The sequence below is a fragment of the Bartonella sp. AP40SXNS genome, assembly GCF_042195825.1.
Classification (GTDB): domain Bacteria; phylum Pseudomonadota; class Alphaproteobacteria; order Rhizobiales; family Rhizobiaceae; genus Bartonella.
The window spans coordinates 257225-281044 of the sequence record NZ_JBHIPB010000003.1; the positions used below are offsets into that span (position 1 = coordinate 257225).

17 protein-coding genes are annotated in these 23820 nt (G+C 41.0%); 15 read left to right on the forward strand and 2 right to left on the reverse strand.

The features are described from left to right. Positions 1–1472 precede the first annotated feature (1472 nt). The 3 genes from ACFILZ_RS03870 to ACFILZ_RS03880 all read left to right on the forward strand — a co-directional run bounded on the left by ACFILZ_RS03870 (position 1473) and on the right by ACFILZ_RS03880 (position 3773). Positions 1473–2708, forward strand: coding sequence for an MFS transporter (locus ACFILZ_RS03870; protein WP_375610688.1), 1236 nt, complete (start codon positions 1473–1475; stop codon positions 2706–2708). A 264-nt stretch (positions 2709–2972) separates the two neighbouring features. Beyond that, positions 2973–3104: a hypothetical protein gene (locus ACFILZ_RS03875; protein WP_375610668.1), complete on the forward strand. Its 132-nt coding sequence runs from the start codon at positions 2973–2975 to the stop codon at positions 3102–3104. A 273-nt stretch (positions 3105–3377) separates the two neighbouring features. Continuing rightward, positions 3378–3773, forward strand: a complete 396-nt coding sequence (locus tag ACFILZ_RS03880; RefSeq protein WP_375610669.1) for a hypothetical protein — start codon at positions 3378–3380, stop codon at positions 3771–3773. Between the two features lie 1771 nt (positions 3774–5544). Here ACFILZ_RS03880 and ACFILZ_RS03885 read toward each other — a convergent pair. Next, positions 5545–5913 carry a helix-turn-helix domain-containing protein gene (locus ACFILZ_RS03885; RefSeq protein WP_375610689.1) on the reverse strand — a complete coding sequence of 123 codons (369 nt, stop codon included), beginning with the start codon at positions 5911–5913 and terminating at the stop codon, positions 5545–5547. Between the two features lie 1702 nt (positions 5914–7615). Beyond that, entirely contained in the window at positions 7616–7984 is a 369-nt protein-coding gene (locus ACFILZ_RS03890) for a helix-turn-helix domain-containing protein (protein WP_375610670.1), read from the reverse strand. Positions 7985–8779: 795 nt separating this feature from the next. Here ACFILZ_RS03890 and ACFILZ_RS03895 point away from each other — a divergent pair. The 12 genes from ACFILZ_RS03895 to ACFILZ_RS03950 all read left to right on the forward strand — a co-directional run bounded on the left by ACFILZ_RS03895 (position 8780) and on the right by ACFILZ_RS03950 (position 22469). Next, the gene (locus tag ACFILZ_RS03895; RefSeq protein ID WP_375610690.1) at positions 8780–9109 is read left to right on the forward strand and encodes a hypothetical protein; all 330 of its coding nucleotides are present in this window, start codon (positions 8780–8782) and stop codon (positions 9107–9109) included. 1642 nt (positions 9110–10751) lie between these two features. After that, positions 10752–12113, forward strand: a complete 1362-nt coding sequence (locus ACFILZ_RS03900; protein ID WP_375610671.1) for a PBSX family phage terminase large subunit — start codon at positions 10752–10754, stop codon at positions 12111–12113. Continuing rightward, the gene (locus tag ACFILZ_RS03905) at positions 12113–13957 is read left to right on the forward strand and encodes a portal protein (RefSeq protein ID WP_375610672.1); all 1845 of its coding nucleotides are present in this window, start codon (positions 12113–12115) and stop codon (positions 13955–13957) included. The genes ACFILZ_RS03900 and ACFILZ_RS03905 overlap by 1 nt, the downstream gene beginning before the upstream one ends. Before the next feature lie 109 nt (positions 13958–14066). Beyond that, the gene (locus ACFILZ_RS03910) at positions 14067–14201 is read left to right on the forward strand and encodes a hypothetical protein (RefSeq protein WP_375610673.1); all 135 of its coding nucleotides are present in this window, start codon (positions 14067–14069) and stop codon (positions 14199–14201) included. A 42-nt stretch (positions 14202–14243) separates the two neighbouring features. Continuing rightward, positions 14244–14477 carry a hypothetical protein gene (locus ACFILZ_RS03915; protein WP_375610674.1) on the forward strand — a complete coding sequence of 78 codons (234 nt, stop codon included), beginning with the start codon at positions 14244–14246 and terminating at the stop codon, positions 14475–14477. Positions 14478–14543: 66 nt separating this feature from the next. Further along, positions 14544–15320 (forward strand): hypothetical protein, encoded by a 777-nt coding sequence (locus ACFILZ_RS03920; RefSeq protein WP_375610675.1) that lies wholly within the window; start codon positions 14544–14546, stop codon positions 15318–15320. Positions 15321–15603: 283 nt separating this feature from the next. Next, entirely contained in the window at positions 15604–16722 is a 1119-nt protein-coding gene (locus tag ACFILZ_RS03925) for a N4-gp56 family major capsid protein (RefSeq protein ID WP_375610676.1), read from the forward strand. A gap of 83 nt (positions 16723–16805) precedes the next feature. Then, positions 16806–17501, forward strand: coding sequence for a hypothetical protein (locus ACFILZ_RS03930; RefSeq protein WP_375607023.1), 696 nt, complete (start codon positions 16806–16808; stop codon positions 17499–17501). A 537-nt stretch (positions 17502–18038) separates the two neighbouring features. Further along, positions 18039–19502, forward strand: a complete 1464-nt coding sequence (locus ACFILZ_RS03935) for a hypothetical protein (RefSeq protein ID WP_375610677.1) — start codon at positions 18039–18041, stop codon at positions 19500–19502. A 377-nt stretch (positions 19503–19879) separates the two neighbouring features. Further along, positions 19880–20332: a hypothetical protein gene (locus ACFILZ_RS03940; RefSeq protein ID WP_375607088.1), complete on the forward strand. Its 453-nt coding sequence runs from the start codon at positions 19880–19882 to the stop codon at positions 20330–20332. Then, positions 20329–21468, forward strand: a complete 1140-nt coding sequence (locus ACFILZ_RS03945; protein ID WP_375609349.1) for a tail fiber domain-containing protein — start codon at positions 20329–20331, stop codon at positions 21466–21468. Before ACFILZ_RS03940 ends, ACFILZ_RS03945 begins: the two co-directional genes overlap by 4 nt. After that, a complete protein-coding gene (locus ACFILZ_RS03950; protein WP_375610678.1) occupies positions 21465–22469 on the forward strand; it encodes a phage tail protein in 1005 nt (334 codons plus the stop codon). Before ACFILZ_RS03945 ends, ACFILZ_RS03950 begins: the two co-directional genes overlap by 4 nt. The last annotated feature ends 1351 nt before the right edge of the window (positions 22470–23820 follow it).

The window sequence follows — 23820 nt, forward strand, 5'->3', positions numbered from 1 at the left end:
CCCTATTGATCGTTGCGTAGACGATCAAAATTACACTTTAAGTGATAAAGTAATTTCAGAAGATTGGCAAGAAAAATCAATGTGCCATAAAACGGCGTTATTTGGAGGGGGGATGATATCAAGTATATCAATTTCCACATTTAGGTGTTTTTTAGAGTGTGTGGTGAATATTTTTGGCTGGGCTTATCTTGTCTGGTTTGATGAAACATTTTCTTTTGAGGGGGGGGGTCTGAAGACTGTAAGGGTACTAGGCAAAAAGCTGAGTTCGTTTATAGACTATTGTTTATAGAGCTGTGCGGGGTGGTGAACCTTTCCTTTAGCTTTATTCTGTAAAGATGTAAAAGCGTAAAAATGTGAATCTGTAAAAGTGAAGTGGGGGGATTTGTGGATTTATATATTGTGCGTGTTTTTGGTCACTTTGGGCTTTTGGGGGCGTGGAATGTGGTGCGAGGATTGGGGGAAGTGTCTTCGTGAATGGAAGTTGGGAGGAAGAGTGCTGTTAAGTTGTTAAGTGTGTGATGGGAGAGAAAAAGGGGGGAATGGAGGATGAAGAGAGTGCGCATGGATAGGGGGAGAGTGTGGGTAAGGCGGTGGTGCAAAGAGATGCGTGAAGGATGGCGGTTTTGGAGATAGGGCTTGATTTGTCGAGCCTGACGAAGTGCTGTCGTTTGAGGGGGGCGTCTGAAGACTGTAAGGGGTACTAGGCAAAAAGCTGGGTTCGTTTATAGACTATTGTTTATAGAGCTGTGTGGGGTGGTGAACCTTTCGTTGGCTTTGTTCTGTAAAGATGTAAAAGCGTAAAAATGTGAATCTGTAAAAGTGAAGTGGGGGGATTTGTGGATTATATATTGTGCGTGTTTTTGGTCACTTTGGGCTTTTGGGGGCGTGGAATGTGGTGCGAGAATTGGGGGGACGTGTTTTCGTGAATGGAAGTTTAGAGGAAGAGTGCTGTTAAGTTGTTAAGTGTGTGATGGGAGAGAAAAAGGGGGAATGGAGGATGAAGAGAGTGCGCATGGATAGGAGGAGAGTATGGGTAAGGCGGGTGTTGCAAAGAGATGCGTGAAGGATGGCGGTTTTTAAGGAGATAGGGCTTGATTTGTCGAGCCTGATGACGTGCTGTCGTTTGAGAAGTGGTTGGGTGTAAGCTTTATTTTGTGGGGAAAGTTGCTTTTTATTGTGGGATTGTAGACTAGTGCTGGTTGGGAATTTTCATTCTTTGAGACGTGGGGTGGAGGTCAATGTAATAATATGGAAGATTGTGATCTCATAGTTTTTACATTCTTTCTTTTTTTAAAGATATTACTTGATATTAGAGTAAATGCTTATATCAAGAGGAGTATTTCTTTAAAAGTTTTCACTTAACTTATTAAGCGATTTATTAGAATAAAAGACTCTTCTGAAGTTCATATCACCAATTGTAGCGAAGGAAGTGTAACTTTAAGTGTAGCAAAGTTTAACATCGGATGGTTGATATGAATTTGTTTTTAAAAAAGAGTCCATTAGCTCTTTTTTGCTCTCTCTTTATTTCCAAAGTTGGTGATTATGCTTATGAAGTTGTTTTTATTTTACTGGTCTTAGAATTAACAGATAACACCTTTTTTACAGGTCTTGTGTATTTTTTTCGATTTATCCCTTTTCTCTTTTTTGGTCCTATAGGAGGTTGGTTAGCGGATAATTTTTCTTTGAAGAAAAATATGATCTTAAGTGAAGTTGTTAGATTATTAGCTTCATTGTTTGTTTTTATAACTTATATAACAGGTACGGCACATATCATTGTTCTTATTTTTGCAGCAATATGTACAACGATAGGAAGAAGTATTTTCCAACCAAGTTTTCAAGCTGCTATTCCCAGAATGTTTTCAATAAAAGATCTTACAAAGGCCAATAGCATTGCTCAAATTATCATGGAAACGGCAGCCGTCATTGGCCCTTTGGTTTGTTCCATACTGCTTTTTTTAGCAAATAAATCGGCAGTACTCATTTTTGATTTTTTTACCTATTTTATATCTATTATCGTGTTATTTAATCTCATGAATTTAAATTCAAGCGAGAATAAATCATTCAATTTTATAAAAATTTATAGAGAAACAGCTTCATATCTTAAATATATTTCTACAGAAAATAATAATTTATTTATTACGCTCGTTGGATCGTCGTTTGCTATTCTCTTTACGGGTGCAATTTTAAGATTTTTAATTCCAGCTTTTGTTCTTTTTGTGGGGGGAGAGGAAAGCTTTGTGAGTTATATTTTTTCTCTCATGGCTGTTGGAACTATTGTTGGTGGTTTGTTATATAGTAAAATTATATTAAATATTACATCGTTGAAGCTCATGATATTTTGGCTTCTTTATGGGGTTATTCTGTTTGTTATGCCTTTAGCAGCAGGACTTTATTTAAAATTTCTTCTCGTGTTAGCATTTGTTTTAGGATTTATTGGTGCCTTTGTGGATATTGGTTTAGTCTCAGCTATTCAATTATATTCTCGTCGTGAAGATTTTGGTAAGAGTTTTGGAACCTTTTCAACGTTAGCAAACTCTGCGGAAGCAATGTCTGGCTTTATTGCTGGACTTTTGGCACTCGTGGGATTGTTAAGCTCTTTTTTAGCGATGTCCGCATTAATTATTTCCACGGGAATTATTGGCGTTGTAAAAATTAAGAAAAATAAAGAGTTAACACCTCTTAACACGACAGTCGATGACGACCATTGATATATTTGATATCTCCATGCCGTTTCTTTTTTCTAAAGACGGTTCGCTAATTATCTTATTCATGAGGTAAAACACAGCTCTTTGAAGGGTGGTGATCTGAAACGAATGAGTGGTCAGTGGTGGAAACTTACTAGGCAAGCATTTGAATTCTTTACAGACCGTTGTTTATAGAGTGGTGCGAAGTGGTGAACCTTTCCTTGGCTTCGTTCTGTAAAGATGTAAAAGCGTAAAAATGTATATCCGTAAAAGTAAAATGAAGGACTTATGGGTTCATATATTGTGCGTGTTTTTTGTCACTTTGGGCTTTTGGGGGCGTGGAATGTGGTGCGAGGATTGGGGGGAAGTGTCTTCGTGAATGGAGGGGAAATGAAGGGTGCTGTGCGTTGGTTTATGTAATGCAACACACCATGAAAGTAAGTATACATATACTATATGTATACTACATGCTTTACATGTGTTTTTTCGTACTTTTAACATATATATTTTGTGTCTTAAACATAAGCTTTGAGTACTATGAGAGATGGTGGTCGTTTTTTTAACAAGCGAGAAAGTGATTAACTAATGCTTGATAGTAAAGCAGTATGTTGTTAAGGCTATTCTTTGAAAGGAGGCTCTTATTTCTGGTGTAGGAGCTTCTCAGAAGAGAATGCAATTAATAGGGGAGTTAAGATGTCAAAATATTTATTTCCGTTACCGCTTGTATTGGTGGCTGGTTGTGCATCTATCAGTAATTATTCATCAAGTTATGTCAGTCCAAATATTACGAAAGATGATGTAAAATTAATTGCTAACGATTTTGTTCGTAATCTTAAAAAACCTTTACCGCCCGCTACAACAACACTTATTGTGAAAAAAAATAAAACAGAAGACAACTTTACTCCTGTATTTATTGATCTCTTGCGACGGAATGGATATAACGTAATCTATACAGATCAACCAAACAAACAGCAAAATGGTGTAATCTTGACTTATCAAATAACGCCAATAAAGACAGGTATCATGTCTATGGTTTCTTATGATGAGGTTGGAGTAACGCGTTATTATATCCGCACTTATAATCGATGAAACCCCTTTACCGGTTTGTCTCAAAGAAGTAGATAATGAAGAAATGTGTTTCAGGGGAAGTGTTGGGATTGAATTAATCAATAAAAATTTGCAGACGTGAAAATTACATATTCAGATGACAGTTATTCGTCGTCTCGTTTACAATTTCAGTGTTGTAACGAAGAAAGATGTCGTTTTATCTGTTTGCAATTCTTCATGTTCTGTCTCAGTTATATAGCGCTTTTATCGTTTCTGTCTTATAGAAAATTACTTTCTGTTCTACGGCTCTATATGCCAATCTAATAGTCAGATCTAAACAATCAAATTCATATGAACTCTTTACAGAAATCTGTTGTTTGAGATTGTTGGAAAGGTGTTTTGTTTTTATCAAATTGTCGCGTGGTAGTTTGGGAGTTTCCTTTGGCGGCGTTCTGTAAAGATGTAAAAGCGTAAAAATGTGAATCTGTAAAATGAAGCGGAGGATTTGTGCTTTGTGTGGGCTTTTATCATGGCATGGAATGTGGTGCGAGGATTGGGGGATGTATTTGTGAATGGAGCGGGGAACGCTGGGATGAAGAGTGCTGTTAAGTTGTGAGTGTGTGATGGGAGAGAAAAAGGGGGAATGGAGGATGAAGAGAGTGTGCGCATGGATAGGGGGGAGAGTGTGGGTAAGGCGTTGGTGCAAAGAGATGCGTGAAGGATGGCGATTTTTAAGGAGATAGGGCTTGATTTGTTGAGCCTGATGAAGTGTTGTCGTTTGAGGGGGGCGTCTGAAGACTGTAAGGGGTACTAGGCAAAAAGCTGGGTTCGTTTATAGACTATTGTTTATAGAGCGGTGCGGGGTGGTGAACCGTTCCTTGGCTGCGTTTTGTAAATGTGGAGAAGCGTAGAAATGTTAATCTGTAAAATGAAGCGGAGGATTTGTGCTTTGTGAGAGCTTTTATTATGGCATGGAATGTGGTGCGAGGATTGGGGGATGTATTTGTGAATGGAGGAGAAAGTTGGGATGAAGAGTGTTGTTGAAGTGCGTTTTCTGGAGAAGAGTGTGTGGGGAATAGCTGTAAACAGATTGCAGAGCTGATGTGTAAAGAGATGTGAAGAGAGAAAAATTGTGGTTGGCGTTTATATTCTATGCGGAGCTTAACAATTATAGTTGCATCTATATTTGTATGGGGATATCCGTGAAATGGGTGTGAGAAGCATTGAGAGGTGTTTTTTTTAATAAGTGGGTGAATGAGCAATACAATGAAAGCCTATTTAGAGGGGAAATCCTATTTAGAGGGGAAGCCCATTTAGAGGGATGCCTATTTAGAGGAATGCCTATTTAGAGGAATGCCTATTTAGAGGGATGCCTATTTAGAGGGATGCCTATTTAGAGGGATGCCTATTTAGGAAAAATCCTATTTTAGCTCTTGTTGTTTTAGACATTGTGTTTTGTATGAGGGGCATTTTGCAGGAAAGGTGTTTTGAGGGATGTGGCTCCCCTTAAAGAAAAACACAAAAATATCAAAAGAAAAATATAAAAACTTGACAAGGTAAATGTAAAAAGGTATCATAATGATACAATCGGAATTGTGCGTTTAAATCAGATGAGATCTTTTGATAAGATTCTGTGAGAGGGGTGGGGATGTTTTTCCAAGGTTTTGGTGTTTGTTATCCTATTTTGAAGTTTGATCCTATGATGTCGTAAACCGGTGCCGTAAACCGTTTTTTGAGATGTGGTGATATCAGGCAGGCAAGGCTTTAGGCAGAGGGGGATATTGGCAACGGATGTCGATTGATGCGCTTTTGCCTAATCAGAAATTAACCACAAAATTGCTTTTTGTTTTTTCGCTTCGAGCTCTCTAAAGTTTTTTAAAAGGGCGTGTTCTTTTTCGCTGGTGGTATCTTGATCGTGGTGTAAGGCATGTTCTTTTGTGGGAATATCTGCTGTTAAAAGGTCCGCATAAAAAAAGTTCATAGGAACCTCTAGTTTTTTAGCAATTTCTAGTAAACACCCCGCGCTTACACGATTTAAACCTTTTTCATATTTCTGGATTTGTTGAAAACTGACACCTAAATAGCTTCCTAATTCCTTTTGAGAAAGTCCCATTGAAATGCGTCTGTGACGGATTCTTTTACCTATTGAAATGTCATTAAAATGTGAATTTTTAGTTTGCACTTCAAGCTCCCCTCCGGTTGCGAGCGCCCTCGCATGAGTATTCCGGGAGTTTGAAAGCACTGAGCTCAGCCAGCCTTTTGCTTTTAGTGCTGACAAGCACTTGGACATAGCAAAAGCTCCCGGAATTCCGGGATACCCGCAAAGCGGGATAAATTTATGTACTGAGCGTTCGGGCTTTCAAATCCCTATTTGACCGTTGCGTGGACGATCAAAAACACAGATCAATTCATAAGGCAATTTCAGAAGATTGGCAAGAAAAATCAAAATAATTTCAAAGACTATAAGATTGGGTACTTTTTAAAAAAGTGCGAAATCTGGATTTTTAGTTTGCACTTCAAGCTCCCCTCCAGTTGCGAGCGCCCTCGCATGAGTATTCCGGGAGGTTGAAAGCACTGAACTCAAATCAGCTTTTTGCTTTTAGTGCTGACAAGCACTTGGACATAGCAAAAACTCCCGGAACTCCGGGATACCCACAAAGTGGGGTAAATTAACGTTTGAGTTTTCGGGCTTCAACTCCCTATTGATCGCTGCGTAGACGATCAAGGCACCTTTTGAGTGATAAAGTAATTTCAAGGGATTGGCAAGAACAATTAAAAGATTTGGAAAATGAGAGCATTTTTTTGTATCTTAAAAATTATCTCATTATATTCTTATGCCTTATGCTGTAAAATATTGTCATTTGAGGTAGGGTGAGATGGAGGCATTAGAGGCAAGGATATGCCGTCGAGGGACCTTCAAGCATATCAATTTATACGGTGCTTTTTGTGAGAGTGTCTGGATATTGGAGGGTAGGGGTTATCTATCCGTGTCTGGTGAAACAGTATTCTTTGAGGGGTGGTGAGAGGTGGTTGCCCAAATGCAATGTGCTCGATAAAAAGTGGGATTGTTAACAGACTCTTGTTTATTGAGTGGTGGGTTAGTTTGGAAATTTTGTTTGGCTGCCTTTTGTAAAGATAGAAGAGCGTAAAAACGTGAATCCGTAAAAGTGAAGTGAAGAATTTATGCGTTGTATGCTTTTGTCTTGGCATGGAATGGGGGGAAAGGACTGGGGAACGAGTCTGCAAATGAAGTGGAAAGCTAGGATGGAGCATGTGAAAATTGGCGCTGTGGGAGAAGCTTTTTGGTGTGTGTGTGTGAAGCTTTGTCTTTTGGGTGGGGTCTTTGCTTCGAAGCGGAATTGATCGGTATTTGTAGGAGCTTTCGCTCTTTGTGTTGGAGAGGGATGGGTGTAAGAATATTCAGAAAAGGCTTGCTTGTTGAATCCGTTGTTTGAGGGGTATGGTGTGCTGATCTGTCTAAGTGCTTGGTAAGAGGAAACTGCTACAAGATGTTGGATTCTTGACAACGCAGTGTAAGATGCTGGGGGAAAAGTTTCATTTGGTTGCTTTCTGTAAAGATGTAAAAGCGTAAAAACGTGAATCTGTAAAAGTGAAGTGAAGAATTTATGCGTTGTATGCTTTTGTCTTGACATGGAATGTGGTCGGAGAACTAGGGGACGCATTTGTGAATGGAGCGGGGAAAGCTGGGATGAAGAGGGGTATAAATCGCGTTGACTGGAGAAAAGTGTGTGAGGGAATATTTTAGGGCAGCGCTTATCTGTCTTGCCTGATAAAATTGCCTTCTTTGAGGTGTCGTGATCTGAAGCTTATATTTTAAGGATGTCGGATATATTGGCGAGGGATGTTGATGGGTGTGCTTTTGTCTAATCAGAAATTAACCACAAAATTGCTTTTTGTTTTTTCGCTTCGAGTTCTCTAAAGTTTTTTAAAAGGGCGTGTTCTTTTTCGCTATATGTGTCTTGATCGTGGTGTGAGAGATTTTCCTTTGTGGGAATATCTGCTGTTAAAAGGTCCGCATAAAAAAAGTTCATAGGAACCTCTAGTTTTTTGGCAATTTCGAGCAAACACCCCGCGCTTACACGATTTAAACCTTTTTCGTATTTCTGGATTTGTTGGAAACTGACACCTAAATGGCTTCCTAATTCCTTTTGAGAAAGCCCCATTGAAATGCGTCTGTGACGGATTCTTTTGCCTATTGAAATATCATTGAAATGTGAATTTTTAGTTTGCACTTCAAGCTCCCCTCCGGTTGCGAGCGCCCTCGCATGAGTATTCCGGGAGGTTGAAAATACTGACACTCGGATCAGCTTTTTGCTTTTAGTGCTGAAAAGCACTTGGACATAGCAAAAACTCCCGGAATTCCGGGATATCCGCAAAGCGGGATAAATTTATGTACCGAGCGTTCGGGTTTTCAACTCCCTATTTGACCGTTGCGTGGACGATCAAAAACACAAGCCTATCAGTAAAGTAGTTTCGGAAGATTGGCAAGAACAATTAAAATGTTTGCTGTACGGTTATACTGTAAAATAGGGATGTTTGGGGGCGGTAATCTGATGTTAGTAGGGGAATTTATTGGGTAAGAGGTTGGATTATAGTTTAAAACCGGTGCGGGGTGGAAGCTTTATTTAGCAGAGGAAAATTTGCTTTTTGAAGTCGAATTTTAGATCAGAGTTTATCTGGCGTGTTTGATGAAACACCATTCTTTGAAGTGTGAGATAGCCATATGAAATAATCAGCAGGGGAATCCGTTAGAGTGAGAAGCTGAGTTGTTGACAAATCCGTGTTTACAGAGCTGCGTGGGGTGGTGATGTGGGCGTTTCATTTGGTTTTTTTCTGTAAAGATGGAAAAGCGTAAAAACGTGTATCTGTAAAATTATGCGGAGGGTTTGGGCTTTATGTGGGTTCTTGTCTTTTAGGGTGTGGTCTCATTTTTTATTGTTGATGGCTTGTTAAATTTTGTTGCTGATTTTCATGTCATTTTTTGTGTTTGAAGTATTGGTTTTTCTTTAGTTGGAAGGAACATGATGATGGTAGATGAACATTGTCTTCCCTTACGTCGAAAAGGGCGGAAAAAAACAACTTTGAATAAAACAACAAAGCGATTTAATGAAGCTCTTTTGACAGCCGCTGAGCAGGCTGGATATCACTATGGTGAGGATGGGCTGGTGTCTTATCTTCAATATCATGCGTTGAATAATCCTGTTCCTTTTTTTTCGCTGCTGGCAAAAGTCTTGCCTCTTCAGGTTACGGGAGAAGCAGGGGGAGATGTTAAAACAGTTTCGCGTATTGAGATTGTGCCAGTGAAGCCCAAAAATACTGAACCGGAGAAGCCTGATGCTTTGGTTACTGAGGCTTGAAGCTACGAGAAAATATTGGGTTGGGCATATGATGTTTAAGGGATATTGTCTTTGAACGGGAATGCTAGGTGTTTGTCTGAAAGCTTATGATTGAAATTGCAGTGAGGGGCTGAGTGCTTTAGGCGTGTGAGCTGTGAAGTTGTTGGGCTTTGGTGGGGGATGCATGAGGACGTGGACTGGAGGAGACTTCGGTGCATATGGTGTTTTTTGGGGGGTACATGGTGTCTGGGGTGGTCTGTGTGAAGGGCGGGCAAGATGCTTTTATGGCGATGCGTGAGGGGCGCGATACCTGAAAGATGTTGGGGAGTGCTTGATGATATTTGTTGTTTTGGACCTCTGGTGAAGGTTTGGTCTTTTCTCGTTATTGAAATGGGGGAGATGTTAAAACAGTTTCGCGTATTGAGATTGTGCCAGTGAAGCCCAAAAATACTGAACCGGAGAAGCCTGATGCTTTGGTTACTGAGGCTTGAAGCTACGAGAAAATATTGGGTTGGGCATATGATGTTTAAGGGATATTGTCTTTGAACGGGAATGCTAGGTGTTTGTCTGAAAGCTTATGATTGAAATTGCAGTGAGGGGCTGAGTGCTTTAGGCATGTGAGCTGTGAAGTTGTTGGGCTTTGGTTGGGGGGATGCATGAGGACGTGGACTGGAGGAGACTTCGGTGCATATGGTGTTTTTGGGGGGCATGGTGTCTGGGGTGGTCTGTGTGAAGCGGCGAGGGCAAGATGCTTTTATGGCGATGTGTGAGGGGCGCGATACCTGAAAGATGTTGGGGAGTGCTTGATGATATTTGCTGTTTTGTATTTCTGGTGAAGGTTTGGTCTTTTCTCGTTATTGAAATGGGGGAGATGTTAAAGCAGTTTCGCGTATTGAGATTGTACCAGTGAAGCCCAAAAATACTGAACCGGAGAAGTGTGATACCTCGATAACTGAGGTTTGTGATATTGAAAAATGTTAGGTTGAGGTGGATGATGTGGGGTGATGTCTTGGAAGGGGGATGCTTTGGTGATTGCCTATCTTGAGGGGATTGAAGCGGAGGCTATCGTGTTTGTGGGCGCTCGTGATATTGGGAAGGGGCTTTGGTGAATGATGCCGTAAGGGCCCGTGTGCTGGAGGGAATTTGGTGCAGGGTATTTGTGTGGTGGATATGGAACAGTGTTTTGATGGGTGAGGGGCATGAAACTTGAGAGAAGTGTTATGCTTGCCTGATGCATGTGTTTTGGGGGGGTATCTTGGGGGATAAAGTGTGAGGATTGGTGATGCTTGAGAGGCATGATCTTGGAGGATGTTGGGCTTTGGATATGCCTGAGAGCCATGTGCTGAGGCTATGATTTGGTTGGGGGATACCTTGCTTGTGGTTGGGGGATACCTTGCTTGTGGTTGGGGGATGACAGGCGCGGTGTTTGAGGGGGTGGGGCTTTTGTGCCTTGAGGGCTTGGGGCGCATAGGTGGGGTCAAGGGGATCTCATGCAAAAAAGTGAAATTTATTGAATATGTGTGATGAAGAAAAGATAAAGCGCTGCTTTTGAGAAGGGCGTTTTTCGTTCAATTGCTCTTTTCATTCAATTGCTCTGGGATAATGAAACTTGGGATAAGCAAAAGGGTGCAGCGCAATTATTGCTAAAGTATGAAAATTTATAATGACAACGGTTCAGAAAATTTCTCAAAAAATTGAGCAGAAAACGGCTCAAGTAGCTCTTATTCCAAAGCTTATTCCTGTTTTTACTGGAAATGCCGATGTGCGAGCCGCTTGGGGAGGACGCGGTTCTGGAAAAACACGTTCTTTTGCTTTGATGTCGGCCGTGGTGGGATATCGCCATGGAATGGCTGGAGAACGCGGGATTATTCTTTGTGCACGGCAATTTCAAAATTCTCTCAATGAAAGTTCTTTGGAGGAAATTAAACGCGCTATCGAAGCTTATCCTTTTTTACAAGACTATTATGAAATCGGCGATAAATATATTAAATCAAAAGATGGACGGATCGTCTATGTGTTTGCTGGGCTTGATCGCAATATCGCAAGTATTAAATCAATGGGACGCGTTTTCCTTTGTTGGGTCGATGAAGCCGAGCCCGTGACAGAAACTGCTTGGCAAACACTTATTCCAACTTTGCGCGAAGAAGGAAAAGATTGGAATGCAGAATTATGGGTGACATGGAACCCATGCCATGAAAATGCAGCCGTGGAAAAACGTTTCCGAAATGTCGATAATCCTCATATCAAAGGGGTGGAAATCAATTGGCGCGATAATCCGCAATTTCCTGAAAAACTCAATCGTGATCGAATGGACGATTTGCAGCAAAGACCAGAGCAGTATAACCATATTTGGGAAGGCGAATATCTCCAAGCTGTCCAAGGGGCTTATTATCAAAAATGTCTGCTCGAAGCCGAGATGGAAGGGCGGATTACCACTGTTCCACGGGACCCTTTGATGCAGGTGAGAATCTTTTGGGATATCGGGGGAACAGGCGCAAAGGCCGATGCTACCGCATTGTGGGTGGCGCAGTTTGTTGGAAGGGAAATCCGAGTGCTCGATTATTATGAAGCCCAAGGACAACCTCTCTCAGAGCATGTGGGGTGGGTCTTTCAAAAGGGATATGATAAGGCTCTTATGGTCTTGCCTCATGATGGCGCAACAAAAGATCGTGTCTATAATGTGAGTTTTGAAAGTGCTCTTCAACAAGCTGGTTTTCAAACCAAAATAATTCCTAATCAAGGAACAGGCGCTGTTAAAATGCGTATCGAAGCCGTAAGGCGGTTGTTTCCTGCACTATGGTTTAATCGTGAAACAACATCTGCGGGGAGAAAAGCGCTCGCCTGGTATCATGAAAAGCGTGATGAACAGCGCAATATTGGTCTAGGGGCTGAACATGATTGGGCTAGCCATGGGGCCGATGCCTTTGGACTGATGTGTGTGGCTTATGAACAACCAAATGCTAGAGTGCGAAAAAAAACTTATCGCTCTTCTCACCATTCTCAAACTTCATGGATGGCTTTTTAATGAATATGTCTACAAATTCTTCTTTTTCTTCTTTTGATCAAACCGAAACGCTTGAAAATCAAGCTCTCTTTAAAAAACTCGTGGGATGGTATCAGGATGATATTACCCATGTCGAAAAATGGCGAAAAAATGCCCAAGAAGATTACGATTTTTATAATGGGCGGCAATGGAATGAGCAAGACCTTGCCGTCTTGCACGAACAAAACAGACCGGTGATGACTTTTAACCGTATTGCACCTTTAATTAATGCTGTGATCGGTGCTGAGCGCAATAATAAAAGACAAGTCCAATTTATTCCACGACAAGAAGGTGCAGCCTTTGCTAATCAGATTCTAACAGGAGCAGCCGAATGGTTTCGCGATGAAGCCGACGGCGAATACGAAGATTCCGATGCCTTTCAAGATGCAATTATTTGCGGTATGGGCTGGACAGATACACGCCTTGATTATGAACAAGATCCCCAAGGAAAACCAATCATTGCGCGGTTGGATCCTATGAAAATGGTGTGGGATGCAAGTGCTGTTAAGTCTAATCTCATTGATGCTCAACGCTTATGGTATATCGATGAAAAACCTCTTGCCGTAGCGCAGGAAATGTTTCCAAATGTTCATTGGAGTGACCTTAATGCGGATTGGGTTAAACATCAGAGTTTTTTACATTCAACCAGCGATGGGATGACACAAAGTTATCAGTCCGAGAGGGGGTATCAAGGAGAAGAGGGGAGCGGCTATCAACGTCCTAAAATGGTGACATTGGCAGAATGTCGCTGGTTTGAACGCGAGGTGGTTTATAAAGTTCTCGAGCCTCAAAGTGGAAGGTTTGTCGATTATTCAGAGCAGGATTTCCAAAATTTAAGCAAAACCTTTCCTCATGTTCAAGCAACAAGGTTGAACAGAAAAATTGTCAAACGGGTATTTTTAGGTAGAAAGCTGCTTGAAGCGCCTGATAAGCCCTTGGTTCCACCCAATCAATTGGGATGGGAGTGTATTACCGGTACTTTTGATAAGTTAAGTCGGCAATTTTACGGAATTGTGCGCCCTACAAAAGATCCGCAACGGTGGGCAAACAAATATTTTAGTCAAGTAATGCATTTGCTCAATAGCCAATCAAAAGGCGGCATTATGGCAGAACGCGATGCTTTTGATGATGATCGACAAGCCGTCGAGAGTTGGGCTAGAGCCGATAGCATTACTTGGTTGAAAAGTGGGGCTGTCTCTGGGGGAAGAATCCAGCCTAAACCCGTGGCGCAATTTCCGCAAGGATTTTTTCAATTGTTTAATGAAGCAAAGAGCGCTCTCGAACAGGTGACGGGATTGTCTTCTGAATTTATTGGGACGCGAGCTGTCAATCAGCCTGGCATTCTTGAACAACAACGGCGACAATCGTCACTTAATCTTTTGGCTTCCTTTTTTGATGGGTTGCGTCGATATCGGCAACGACAGGGAAAAATTATTCTCTATCTTATTCAAAATTATCTCTCCGATGGGCGGTTGGTCCGTATTGCCGGGGATGAAAATGCTCAATATGTTCCACTGACACGCGAAATGGTGACTAGTTTGGAATATGATATTGTCGTGGATGATGCGCCAACAAGTCTTAATGAAAAAGAGCGTACTTTTGCATTAATCATGCAATTGCTTCCTTTGATGCAAAATTTTGCAACGCCAGAGATTATGCTCGATCTTTTACGCTATTCGCCTTTACCGGCTTCACTCATTCATAAAATCGCGATAAAGGCGCAAAACTCTTTTCAAGAAGAGCAAAATGCCTCAGCACAGATGGGGGGTAATGTGGGAACAGAGCAGATAATGCAGATGTTGCAGACAGTAAAGGCTCAACAATAGGACGCTTTGTCATGCGCGACTTCTGATAAATTCCATCTACCAGAAATTGCTTATCGATACAATTTCCATAGCATAATGTCGTCTTCCTTTATCTTCGAAGAGCTGTTTTATGGGACTATTCCTGTTGGGGAAAACAGGGTGGAGAGGGAGTCTTGCCGTTATGTGGGGTGAACATGGTGGGGAATGGTGGGCGCAAAATGGGCTTATCGATTTCCATAGTTGTGCATGGGCTCCCTTTTCTTAAAGGAACTGTTTTATAGGGCAGGATTGTTGGGGAAAAAGCAAGGTGGAGAGAGGGAGTCTTGCCGTTATATGGGGTGAACTTGGTGGGGCATGGTGGGCGCAAAATGGGCTTATCGATTTCCATAGTGCATGGGCTCCCTTTTCTCAAAAGAACTGTTTTATAGGGCTGGATTGTTGGGAAAAGCAAGGTGGAGAGGGGGAGTCTTTCCGTTATATGGGGTGGAGAGCTTTGGGGGAATGGTGGAGCCCAAGTGATGGGAGAGCATTGAGGGAATAAATGCTCACAGGCTGTTTTATCTGAAAAATTTGATTTTATTGTTTAAAAAAAGAAAAGGCTAATGTCATGGATCAAGAACACTTAACGCCGGCAGAACAAAACCAATTGAAACAAGATTTTCTGGTCTCAACACAAGAGGGAGAAGATGGTGAAATTGCAAGAGAAGAAAAAACTCTTGAAGATAATTTCCAAGGGCAAGTGCATCAACAACAGTCCTCTTCGCAAAAGGCTGGAAAAGAGGTTCAAGGGGGAGAAGATGTTCCACCAGATCCACAAAAAGACTTCATGGGCTATATGCAATGGTTGGGAAAAACACTCCAAAAACAAGGGCTTTTACATGAAAAACCCCAAGATAAGCCGACTGTTTGTGAAGCAGAACAGTTGCACGCATTCTATCAACAGTCTGTTGCCAGTGTTAAACAAAAACATCATGATTTTGATCAAGCGGCCGATTTTATTTATGAAACGCGGGCTAAACAGTTGGCTGCTTGTGCTTCGCTCTATCCTGAGATGGCAGATCCCCAAAATATTGATGCGATAATTGGTGATGAGTTGAAGCAGATCTTGCGCGATTGTGCGCAAAAAAATCAAAACCCCGCTGAAGTGATTTACACGATTGCACAAAAAATTGGCTACACAAATGTTCCCAATAACATGGATGAAAATTTACAGGAAAGACACAATTCTGCGCGTACTCTTGCTGCTTATAACGGTTTAACGCCAAATGGGCCGATTTCTTTGGATATGCTTGATAAAATGTCAGAAGCAGAATTTAGCGCTTGGGTTGCTGATCCTAAAAATAAAGCTTCTTTTAATCGTTTAATGGGGGGAAGAGAATTTTAAAAACAAAAATGTGGCAGGGTCTTTTGCGGGAACGTGGAGCGGCTTTTGGTGCGTGAAGGTGGCAGGTGTTTTTTGAGGGAACGGGGGCGGGGGGAGTGGGGAGAGAAGATGTTTCAAAGAACGGATGCGGTGAGGAGAGCTCTTATAAGGAGGAGGAAGACGCTAACAGAAATTAGATAAAACTCACGAACAACCTATTCACCATCTGAAATGAAATGTGGTGTTTTGAGCGCCCGGCGCTTTGCCGGGTTTTTTTATGTCAAGAAAACTTTTAGAGGATAAAATGACCGTAACTTATATCGGACTTAATGACCCAATGGCAGTGCGCACATGGTCTAAATTATTAAACCAAGAAGTCTCAAAAGCAATTCCAATTGCACCGTTGATTGGAAATGATTCAAACAGTATCGTACAATTAAAGGATGAAACCACGAAAGCAAGTGGGGATGCCATTAGCTTTAATTTGCGTGTGCAGTTGCTAGGCGATGGGGTGAGTGAAGGGCAGACATTGGAAGGCAATGAAGAAGCTTTACAGTTTCTCAATGATCGCTTGGCAATTAATGAACTCGTTCATGCTGTGCGTGTCAAAAATGAGGGAACAATTGATCAGCAACGAATTCTCCATGATTTGCGCACCGAGGCAAAAAATGGTTTGGTTGATTGGTATGCAGATCGTCTGAGTATGATGTTCTTCATTCAAGTGTGTGGTTATACCGCAAAAGCTATTAACTTTGAGGGACGTACGATTACTCTTAAACCTGTCCATTATGGGTTTAATGCGCCAACGGCACCAACCAATAAACGCGTGGTACGTCCTAACGATAAAGCAAAGGATGAGGACTTAAAAGAAGGCGATGTTTTTGATCTTAAGCTCATTGATAAAGCTGTCGAACGGGCTAAATTGGCAAATCCTAAAATTAGACCTGTGCGGATTGATGGTGAAAATGTCTATGTGCTTTATCTCCATCCAACCCAAGTGACGCAATTGCGAACCAATACAGATGCAGGGCAATGGCTCGACATTACTAAGGCAATCTATAGTGGAAGTCGTATCAAAAATCCGCTCTATGATGGGTCTTTGGGCATGTATAATGGTGTGGTTTTACGCGAAGCTGAACATATTACCGAAGGGGTTGAATCTGGGATGGCAAATAAAGCTGTACCAAATGTGCGGCGGGCTGTTCTACTTGGTGCGCAGAGTGCTGTGATTGCTTTTGGTAAAGATCGAGGAGCAACACGCTATAAATTGGTGGAAGAACTCTTCGACTATGAAAGAGAATTCGGGGTCGCGGCAAAAACCATTATCGGTATGAAAAAAACTTGCTTTACCTTGCCAGGAAGTACGCAAGGGGCTCAGGATTTTGGCACTATCGTCATCCCAACTTATGGAGCGCCCGCTTAAAGCGAATGTTTGCTCTCTTCCCCCAACAAGAGGGATCTGTTGGGGGAAAAATTTAAAATGCTTCCAGAAACAAGGACAGGCTTATGACCACTTTATCCACTGATCCCCAAAATCTAAACCTTACACATTCAGACCATTCTAAAACTTTTGCTTATATGGTCGCGCTTATTCAAGATGAAATTGACGATACAACAGCGGAATATTCCCTGCAAATTCAAGATTCAATTTTTACGGCTTTGCGTTTGTGTGAACGCGAACCCTTTTTCTTTAATGAAAAAAGAGAAAGGACGTTTAAAACACAAAGTGGTAAAACATGGTATGGGCAAGAAGAGGGAATTTGTATTAAATCAGAAAAGGTTTTAGAGAGCGTCTTTTTAGCAACAAACGATGAAACACCAACAAAATTGTTCTTTAAGCCCTTGGAAGTGTTGCATCAACAATATGGCGCGCATCCTGTACTGGGAACGCCATTCTTTTATACGTACCTTGATCAAAAAATAGGTCTCTTTCCAACACCAGAACATGTGGAAACCGTAAAGCTCTCGTATGCTCCTATTCATATTGCGGATGAACAGCTGAGAGAAGATGATAATCCTTGGTTGCTTCATGCTTTTGATCTTATTAAAGCGCGGGCAAAATATGAATTGTATAAAAATATCCTTAAAGATCCTGAATATGCCGCCGTTTCTTTCAGAGATTTTCAAGAACAGCTTCAAGCTTTGCGTATTGAAACATCGCGTCGAAAAGGTTCTTCAAAAATTCGTCCAATGCGTTTTTAAAAGGCTTTTTTCGAAATCGTTTATGGCGGGTGTTGAAGGTTAGTTTGTCCTTTATGGTTGGATGCGCGTTGGGTGTTGATGGTGAAGCGCTGGTGTTTGGCGTTGGGCTCCACCATTCTTTATGGTCACATTTTGCTCGATGAATTAAACAACTTGAGGTTGTTTATTTTCTTGCATTTTATGCCTTTAGAGTTTTGTTCTAAGGGCTTTTATGGTTAGTTATTATCAATAAGCCTTGGTGTTTTGAATGGCACTGGGCTCTTTAGAGATTTTATGGGGGTCTTAATGGCTTTTTCCCCCGTCATTGTGGGTGATTGCGGGCAGTTGATTTTGGTTAGGCGCTGGTGGATGGCGTTGGGGTGGCTATTATTGATGGTATCGTTTTTTTGATGCATTAAACAACCTAAGGTTGTTTATTTTCTTAAATTTTATGCCTTTAGAGTTTTGTTCTAAGGGCTTTTGTAGTTTTTTTTATTATTAATAAGCCTTGGTGTCTTGAATGGCACTGGGCTCTTCAAAGATTTTATGGGGGTCTTGATGGCTTTTTTCCCAATCGCTGATTATCGACCCGATGTGGCGGATATCAATGGAATTTTTACTGATGAACTTGTTAATGTGCTTCCAGCTGATGGCTCCTATATTCCTATGCCAAGTTTTGAACCTTTATCAGAGCCTTGTCCGGAGCCAATTTTAGGCGCTCTTGCGGTTAAAACAAAAAATGGGGTTTCTATTATTGCTGGGACAAGAGAAAAAATCTACTTGCTTGATAATACAACAATGAAGTGGAGGGATATTAGCCAAAAAGGAAAATCTTATCTTGCTAATATCGATGCTCCGTGGTCTTTTGCTTTGTTTGGTGATTTGATCATTGCTGTTAATGCCAATGATAGACCACAAGTGATCGATATTAACCATGATAAAACATTTAGAAATTTAGGAGGTAATCCGCCACAAGCGGGGATTGTTCGAATCTGGGGAGATTTCGTTTGTTTGATGAAATTAACCGAAAATCCAAGACGGGTTCATTGGTCTGGATTGAATGATGCTGAATTTTGGACCGTGGGGAAAAAAAGTTGTGATTATCAAGATTTTCCTGATGGCGGATTCGTCCAAGGGGCAACCGAGACAACAAATCCAATTATCTTTATGCGTTCTGCAATCTATGCCGGTTCTTTTATCCCTGGATCAAAGATTATTTTTAGTTTCCAAAAAATCCACGATAAACGAGGCGCTAAAAATGCTGAATCAATCGTTTGTCGGGGCGATTTAGCATTCTTTGCCGATGAGGGCGGTTTTTATCAAATAACAAATGAGGGACAGATTATCCCTATTGGGTTCGAAAAAGTGGATCGAACGATGACAGCAAAATCAAGGAAGGATAATCTGTACACCCTGTCTGCTGCTATCGATGGGGTGTATAATCGTGTTTATTGGATGGTTGATTCTGATGAGAACATTCATAAACGGATCTTGCTCATTTATGATTGGGGATTGCAAAAATGGACAAAAGCTCTCGTCGATATCAAAATGATATTGCCTATTTTCTTAGCCGGAACAACCCTAGAAGGTCTTGATTTTGTGACTAAGAATATTGACGATTTGTCCTTTTCTCTTGATAGTAAAGTGTGGAGAAATGAATCACCTATGCTGGGGGCATTTGATCAACAGGGCAGACTGGGGTCGTTTTCTGGGTGTCCTATGGCTTGTGTGGTGATATCACAAGAAATGGGACAGACAAATGGCATGATAACACGCGTGAAAAATATTATGCCTCAAGTCAATAGTGGAAAGTTTTATTTATCTGTGGGAATGCGCTTTCGACAATCTCTTGAAGAGAAAACTGTTTGGTTGCCAGAAAAACAACCCTCTTATAATACTGGACAAATTCATTGTCGCGCAAGGGCACGGTTTTATCGCTTTAAATTGCGTATTCCTGAAGGGGTGAATTGGACTCATGTCACCGGATTTGATGTGGAATTGACGTCTGCCGGCATGCGATAGGCATACCTTTTGTAATACCATGCGATAGGTTCAAAGCCTCTATTATTAAAGAACAAATGCCCCATAGGCTTCCCAAGCCTTTATAAACAAAGGCACAATGCGATAAGCTGTGTCTTTATAGTATGAAGAGCAATGTGGTGCGTTATGTTTCATGCTTTTCTGCAATAAAGGAAAAATAGGCTGCACCATGGTTTCTATAAAGTAGGAATGGCGTATTCCCTATTTCTTGTTACAAGGGATGATGGGGAATTCTTTTTTGTTGTGGTGTCTCTCTTCTTCTTTTTGAAAGTTGTGCGGTAAGCACGAACGCGTGAAGTACGTGTGGGGACGCGTATTGCTCAAATGAGGGAAATGACAAAGCTAAAAGAGCCCAAATTATGATGCTTGAGAGTCAAGATTTATATTCTGCTCATCTGACAGAGCAGTGGCCATGGGAAAAAATAGCTCCCTATCAAGAGGCACTCAATGCTGCATTGAAAAAATATGCGCAGCGCTTTCCGGATGATGTTTGTCTGGAAAAAATTGCTGAAGAAATCGCTACAGGACAAGCACAATTGTGGCTGGTCTTAAAAAATAAAATCCAATTTAGTGCTTTTGCAATTACCAAAGTTGAAATAACCCATACGGGAAAAAAATGCGTCGTTCTCTCAGATCTTGCGGGAGAGGGAGGGCTGAAATTGGTCAAGTTGATTGATGAAGTCGAAAAATGGGCGCGAACAATCAATGCGGACGAAATGCACATGTTTGGAAGAACTGGATGGGCGAAAAAGCTCGCTCATCACGGATATTCTCGTAATCTTATTCAATATAGAAAGGTTCTGGGTTCATGAGTAGAAAAAAAACACCTCAAGTACAGACAACAACACAAACAAATGCACCACCCGCTTGGGCGGCTGATATTCTTAAACAAGCCAGTGCTAACGCGCTTGGACTTTATAATAAAGGAATTGGCGGAAACGTTTATCAGGGAGAGAGAGTTGCCGGTCTTAGCGATATGACAAAAAATGCGCTAACTGGTTTACAACAAGCAGCTGGGCTCTATAATAATCCAACGGTAACGCAATGGTTGAATGCACCAACCAACAGCGCTACAAATCTTTCCGGTATGGCTAAGGGAAGCTGGATTGGAAGCAATAGTAAATTTAATACTGCATTGCAAAATGCTTTGAATAAAACTTCTGATGCGATTAATCAATCTATGTCTGGGGCAGGACGTTATGGTTCTGGCGCTCATACTGGTGTGCTGGCCGATGAGTTAGGCGCTTTGGCAACAAATGCTGCGGTACAGCAATATAATCAAGATATTAATAATATGATGAACGCGAACCAGATGATTGATCGCTCTCAGCAGGATCAGGTTAATGCAGCAAATAGCTATTATCAAGGACAGAGTAATGCGCAAAGCAATGCTTTGAAAGGAGGAATGATTCAAGATATGAATCGTCAAAATGTCTTAGATGCGGAGCGCCAAAAATGGTCAGAAAAAGATAATCAAGATTGGAATCGCTTAGAACGCTTGTTACAGGTAGGAACACAGGCCGCTGGAAATTACGGCACAACTTCAGGAAAATCTACAACAATACCTTCTGTGACAAAAGATCCGTTGCGTGATGCGCAGCAAGTGCTTGGATTGGTCGGAGGAATTTTAGGGCTTTGTGACGTGAGAGCAAAAGAAAATATTATCCCTGTGGGGCAGAAAAAGGGATATCCACTTTATACCTTTAATTATAAAGGAAATCCACAACGTTATCAGGGCGTTATGGCGCAAGATGTGTTGCGTGTGAAGCCTGAAGCTGTTTATGTCAATGCAAAAACAAAGTTATTGCATGTTGATTATGACAAAATAGGTTTGAAAATGGAAAAAGTGAAAATGGAAAAAATACCGGCATCTAAAAATAAAGTTGCGGCTTTCTTTTCTTCATTTTTTGCTCGTTTTCCCTTTTTGAAAAAAGAGTATCTTCTATGAGTTCGATTTATGATTGGTCAATTGTTGCATCAGAAAATGCTTATGCCGATGAAAGTATAAACTGGGCAGAAGGGCAACCGCCAAGCACAGTCAATGATAGTGCTCGCGCTATGATGCAACGCATCAAAGAATATTTGTTGGATAATGGGGGCGGGATTGAAACACAGTTTACTGTCGATGTGGAAAACGAGAGAACGTCACTTCGTTTGGCAACAAAGTCTTTTTTTGAGACTTATATGGATGGCATTGTTGTGCGCTTTAAAGCACAAGGCGTCAACAGAGGAATAACAAATATTTCTTTAAATCAATTGCTACCACGACCAACTTATATGGCAACGCCAGAGGGTATTATGCCTTTAAAGGGCGGAGAAATTCAAAAGGGGGGGCTTTATGAAGTCGTCTATACGCGTGATATTGCCGGAAAAAATGCTGATGGCTGGTTTTTAACCAATCCTACTATAAAACTTCCTGAAATCCCTCCCTTTCCTCCTTTGCCTGAAACTTTTTCTTCTGGATTTATTGGGACTTTTGCTACAGAAAAAATACCCTCTGGATGGTTACTCTGTGATGGTAAAGAATATTCGCGAAGGAGCTATGCCAATCTTTTTGCTGTTTTGGGAGAAACATGGGGAAAAGGAGATGGGAGAACAACATTCAATGTTCCCGATTTGCGTGGAATGTTTTTACGGGGGCTCGATAGTGGAAAAGAAATTGATAAAGGACGTCGCTTGGGAAGTCGACAAGAAGAGTCTTTTAAATCTCATACCCATGAAGGAAAAACAGATTCAACAGGTAACCACCAGCATAGTTATCCAAAGGTTGAAAAGGTAGTTTGGGATATGAATCACGGTGAATATTATAGAAATCTGGCTCAAATTTACAATAAAAATTTGTTGACAGGTCCTGCGGGAGAGCATGAACATAAGGTCTTGTTGCAAAAAACAGGGGGAGATGAAACACGCCCTGTCAATGTGGCGGTGGTTTATGCTGTCAAAGCCTGAGAATGAAAGCTGTGTGAGAGAAAGATAAAAATGCTTGCAAAATGTTTGTTATGAAAAAAGTCTTATAGAATATATTGTGCAGAAAGTTTTGAGGCGCTTTAGAAAAAAAACTCAACTCTCTTTATTCTTTTATTTTTTGTGCTGCCTTTGTTGGATGTCTAAAGGTAAGTTTGCCTATTGTTCTTTAGAGGATCAAGACAGTGATTATTGAAGGTAGGGGGGAGAACAAAAAACTTTCTTTATTCATGGCGTTTTTTGCTGAGGAATAAAGATTTTATCCCAAATGCCTCTCTCTTGTGGTATCGTGATCCATTATTTCAAGTGCTGGGTTTAAACCGCTGCTGTGCGATGACAAAAAGCCCCTAGATAATTTTATCCTATTATAGCTTAAAGTACCGTCATTAAAACACTATTATTGAAGCTGGTGATATCAGTAAGATAGCTTAAAGTATTTAATACATTAGTAACTGTTCTGGGGAGGATTTGCTTGGTTAAGTATTATGCAAGTGAATCATATAAATAATGAGCAGATATGGAGCTCCTTCAGAGGAGTTGGATTGTTTACAAACCGATGTGGGGCTAAAACCTTTGTCCTTTGAGGGTGGTGGGAAGAGGTCAACAGATATGTTTATTTAAAGCGAGAAAAGGCAAAATGAAGCACTCCCTTTTTTGGCAAAGCATGTAGGAAAAAAGGCTCCTCTTTGCTTTCAAAATGGGTGTACTGTTGGCTAGAAGCAGCAGGTTGGTGATGCGTTGTAACGTATGGTGAGGCATTGAACTCTCTGAGATGGCATTTTGTGCTTATCAGGAAACTTCTTGAAACAGGATGAGAGTGATACGAGAAAATCTGTAAGACAATAGTTTGTTCCGTTGTGTTGTAAAATACCATTGTTTGAGATGCGGTTAAAATTTTATGCATAGGGTGTTTTTCGTCTGTGAGTATTCCTAAAGCAGTGCTTTTTGTAGAGTAACTCTAAATAGGGACGCATTACAAAGAGGCATTTGAAGGGGAAAGCCAAGTTAAATCTGTTAGATAAGAAGCCAGATTGTTTACAAACCATTGTTTATTGATTGGCATTATTTAAAGACCGGTGTGGGCTTTGTCCTTTGGGGAAAGGTTGACACAGCATGCAAGGTGATCAAACATTTTTCTTTGATTATCAGGTGATAAAGTCAACATTTTAGGTGGAAAACAGAGTATAATCTAAAAAAATACCTTGTAAAAATTTTCGATGAGGAAATTTTTTTTAAAAGCCTTTCATATGGTTGTCTGAGGTTGTCTGAGGTTGTCTGAGGTTGTCTGAGGTTGTCTGAGGTTGTCTGAGGTTGTCTGAGGTTGTCTGAGGTTGTC

Coding starts and splice junctions, on each gene's coding strand:
- ACFILZ_RS03870 (WP_375610688.1), top strand. CDS start 1,473: ATGAATTTGTTTTTAAAAAAGAGTCCATTAGCTCTTTTTTGCTCTCTC.
- ACFILZ_RS03875 (WP_375610668.1), top strand. CDS start 2,973: ATGGGTTCATATATTGTGCGTGTTTTTTGTCACTTTGGGCTTTTGGGG.
- ACFILZ_RS03880 (WP_375610669.1), top strand. CDS start 3,378: ATGTCAAAATATTTATTTCCGTTACCGCTTGTATTGGTGGCTGGTTGT.
- ACFILZ_RS03895 (WP_375610690.1), top strand. CDS start 8,780: ATGGTAGATGAACATTGTCTTCCCTTACGTCGAAAAGGGCGGAAAAAA.
- ACFILZ_RS03900 (WP_375610671.1), top strand. CDS start 10,752: ATGACAACGGTTCAGAAAATTTCTCAAAAAATTGAGCAGAAAACGGCT.
- ACFILZ_RS03905 (WP_375610672.1), top strand. CDS start 12,113: ATGAATATGTCTACAAATTCTTCTTTTTCTTCTTTTGATCAAACCGAA.
- ACFILZ_RS03910 (WP_375610673.1), top strand. CDS start 14,067: ATGGGACTATTCCTGTTGGGGAAAACAGGGTGGAGAGGGAGTCTTGCC.
- ACFILZ_RS03920 (WP_375610675.1), top strand. CDS start 14,544: ATGGATCAAGAACACTTAACGCCGGCAGAACAAAACCAATTGAAACAA.
- ACFILZ_RS03925 (WP_375610676.1), top strand. CDS start 15,604: ATGACCGTAACTTATATCGGACTTAATGACCCAATGGCAGTGCGCACA.
- ACFILZ_RS03930 (WP_375607023.1), top strand. CDS start 16,806: ATGACCACTTTATCCACTGATCCCCAAAATCTAAACCTTACACATTCA.
- ACFILZ_RS03935 (WP_375610677.1), top strand. CDS start 18,039: ATGGCTTTTTTCCCAATCGCTGATTATCGACCCGATGTGGCGGATATC.
- ACFILZ_RS03940 (WP_375607088.1), top strand. CDS start 19,880: ATGATGCTTGAGAGTCAAGATTTATATTCTGCTCATCTGACAGAGCAG.
- ACFILZ_RS03945 (WP_375609349.1), top strand. CDS start 20,329: ATGAGTAGAAAAAAAACACCTCAAGTACAGACAACAACACAAACAAAT.
- ACFILZ_RS03950 (WP_375610678.1), top strand. CDS start 21,465: ATGAGTTCGATTTATGATTGGTCAATTGTTGCATCAGAAAATGCTTAT.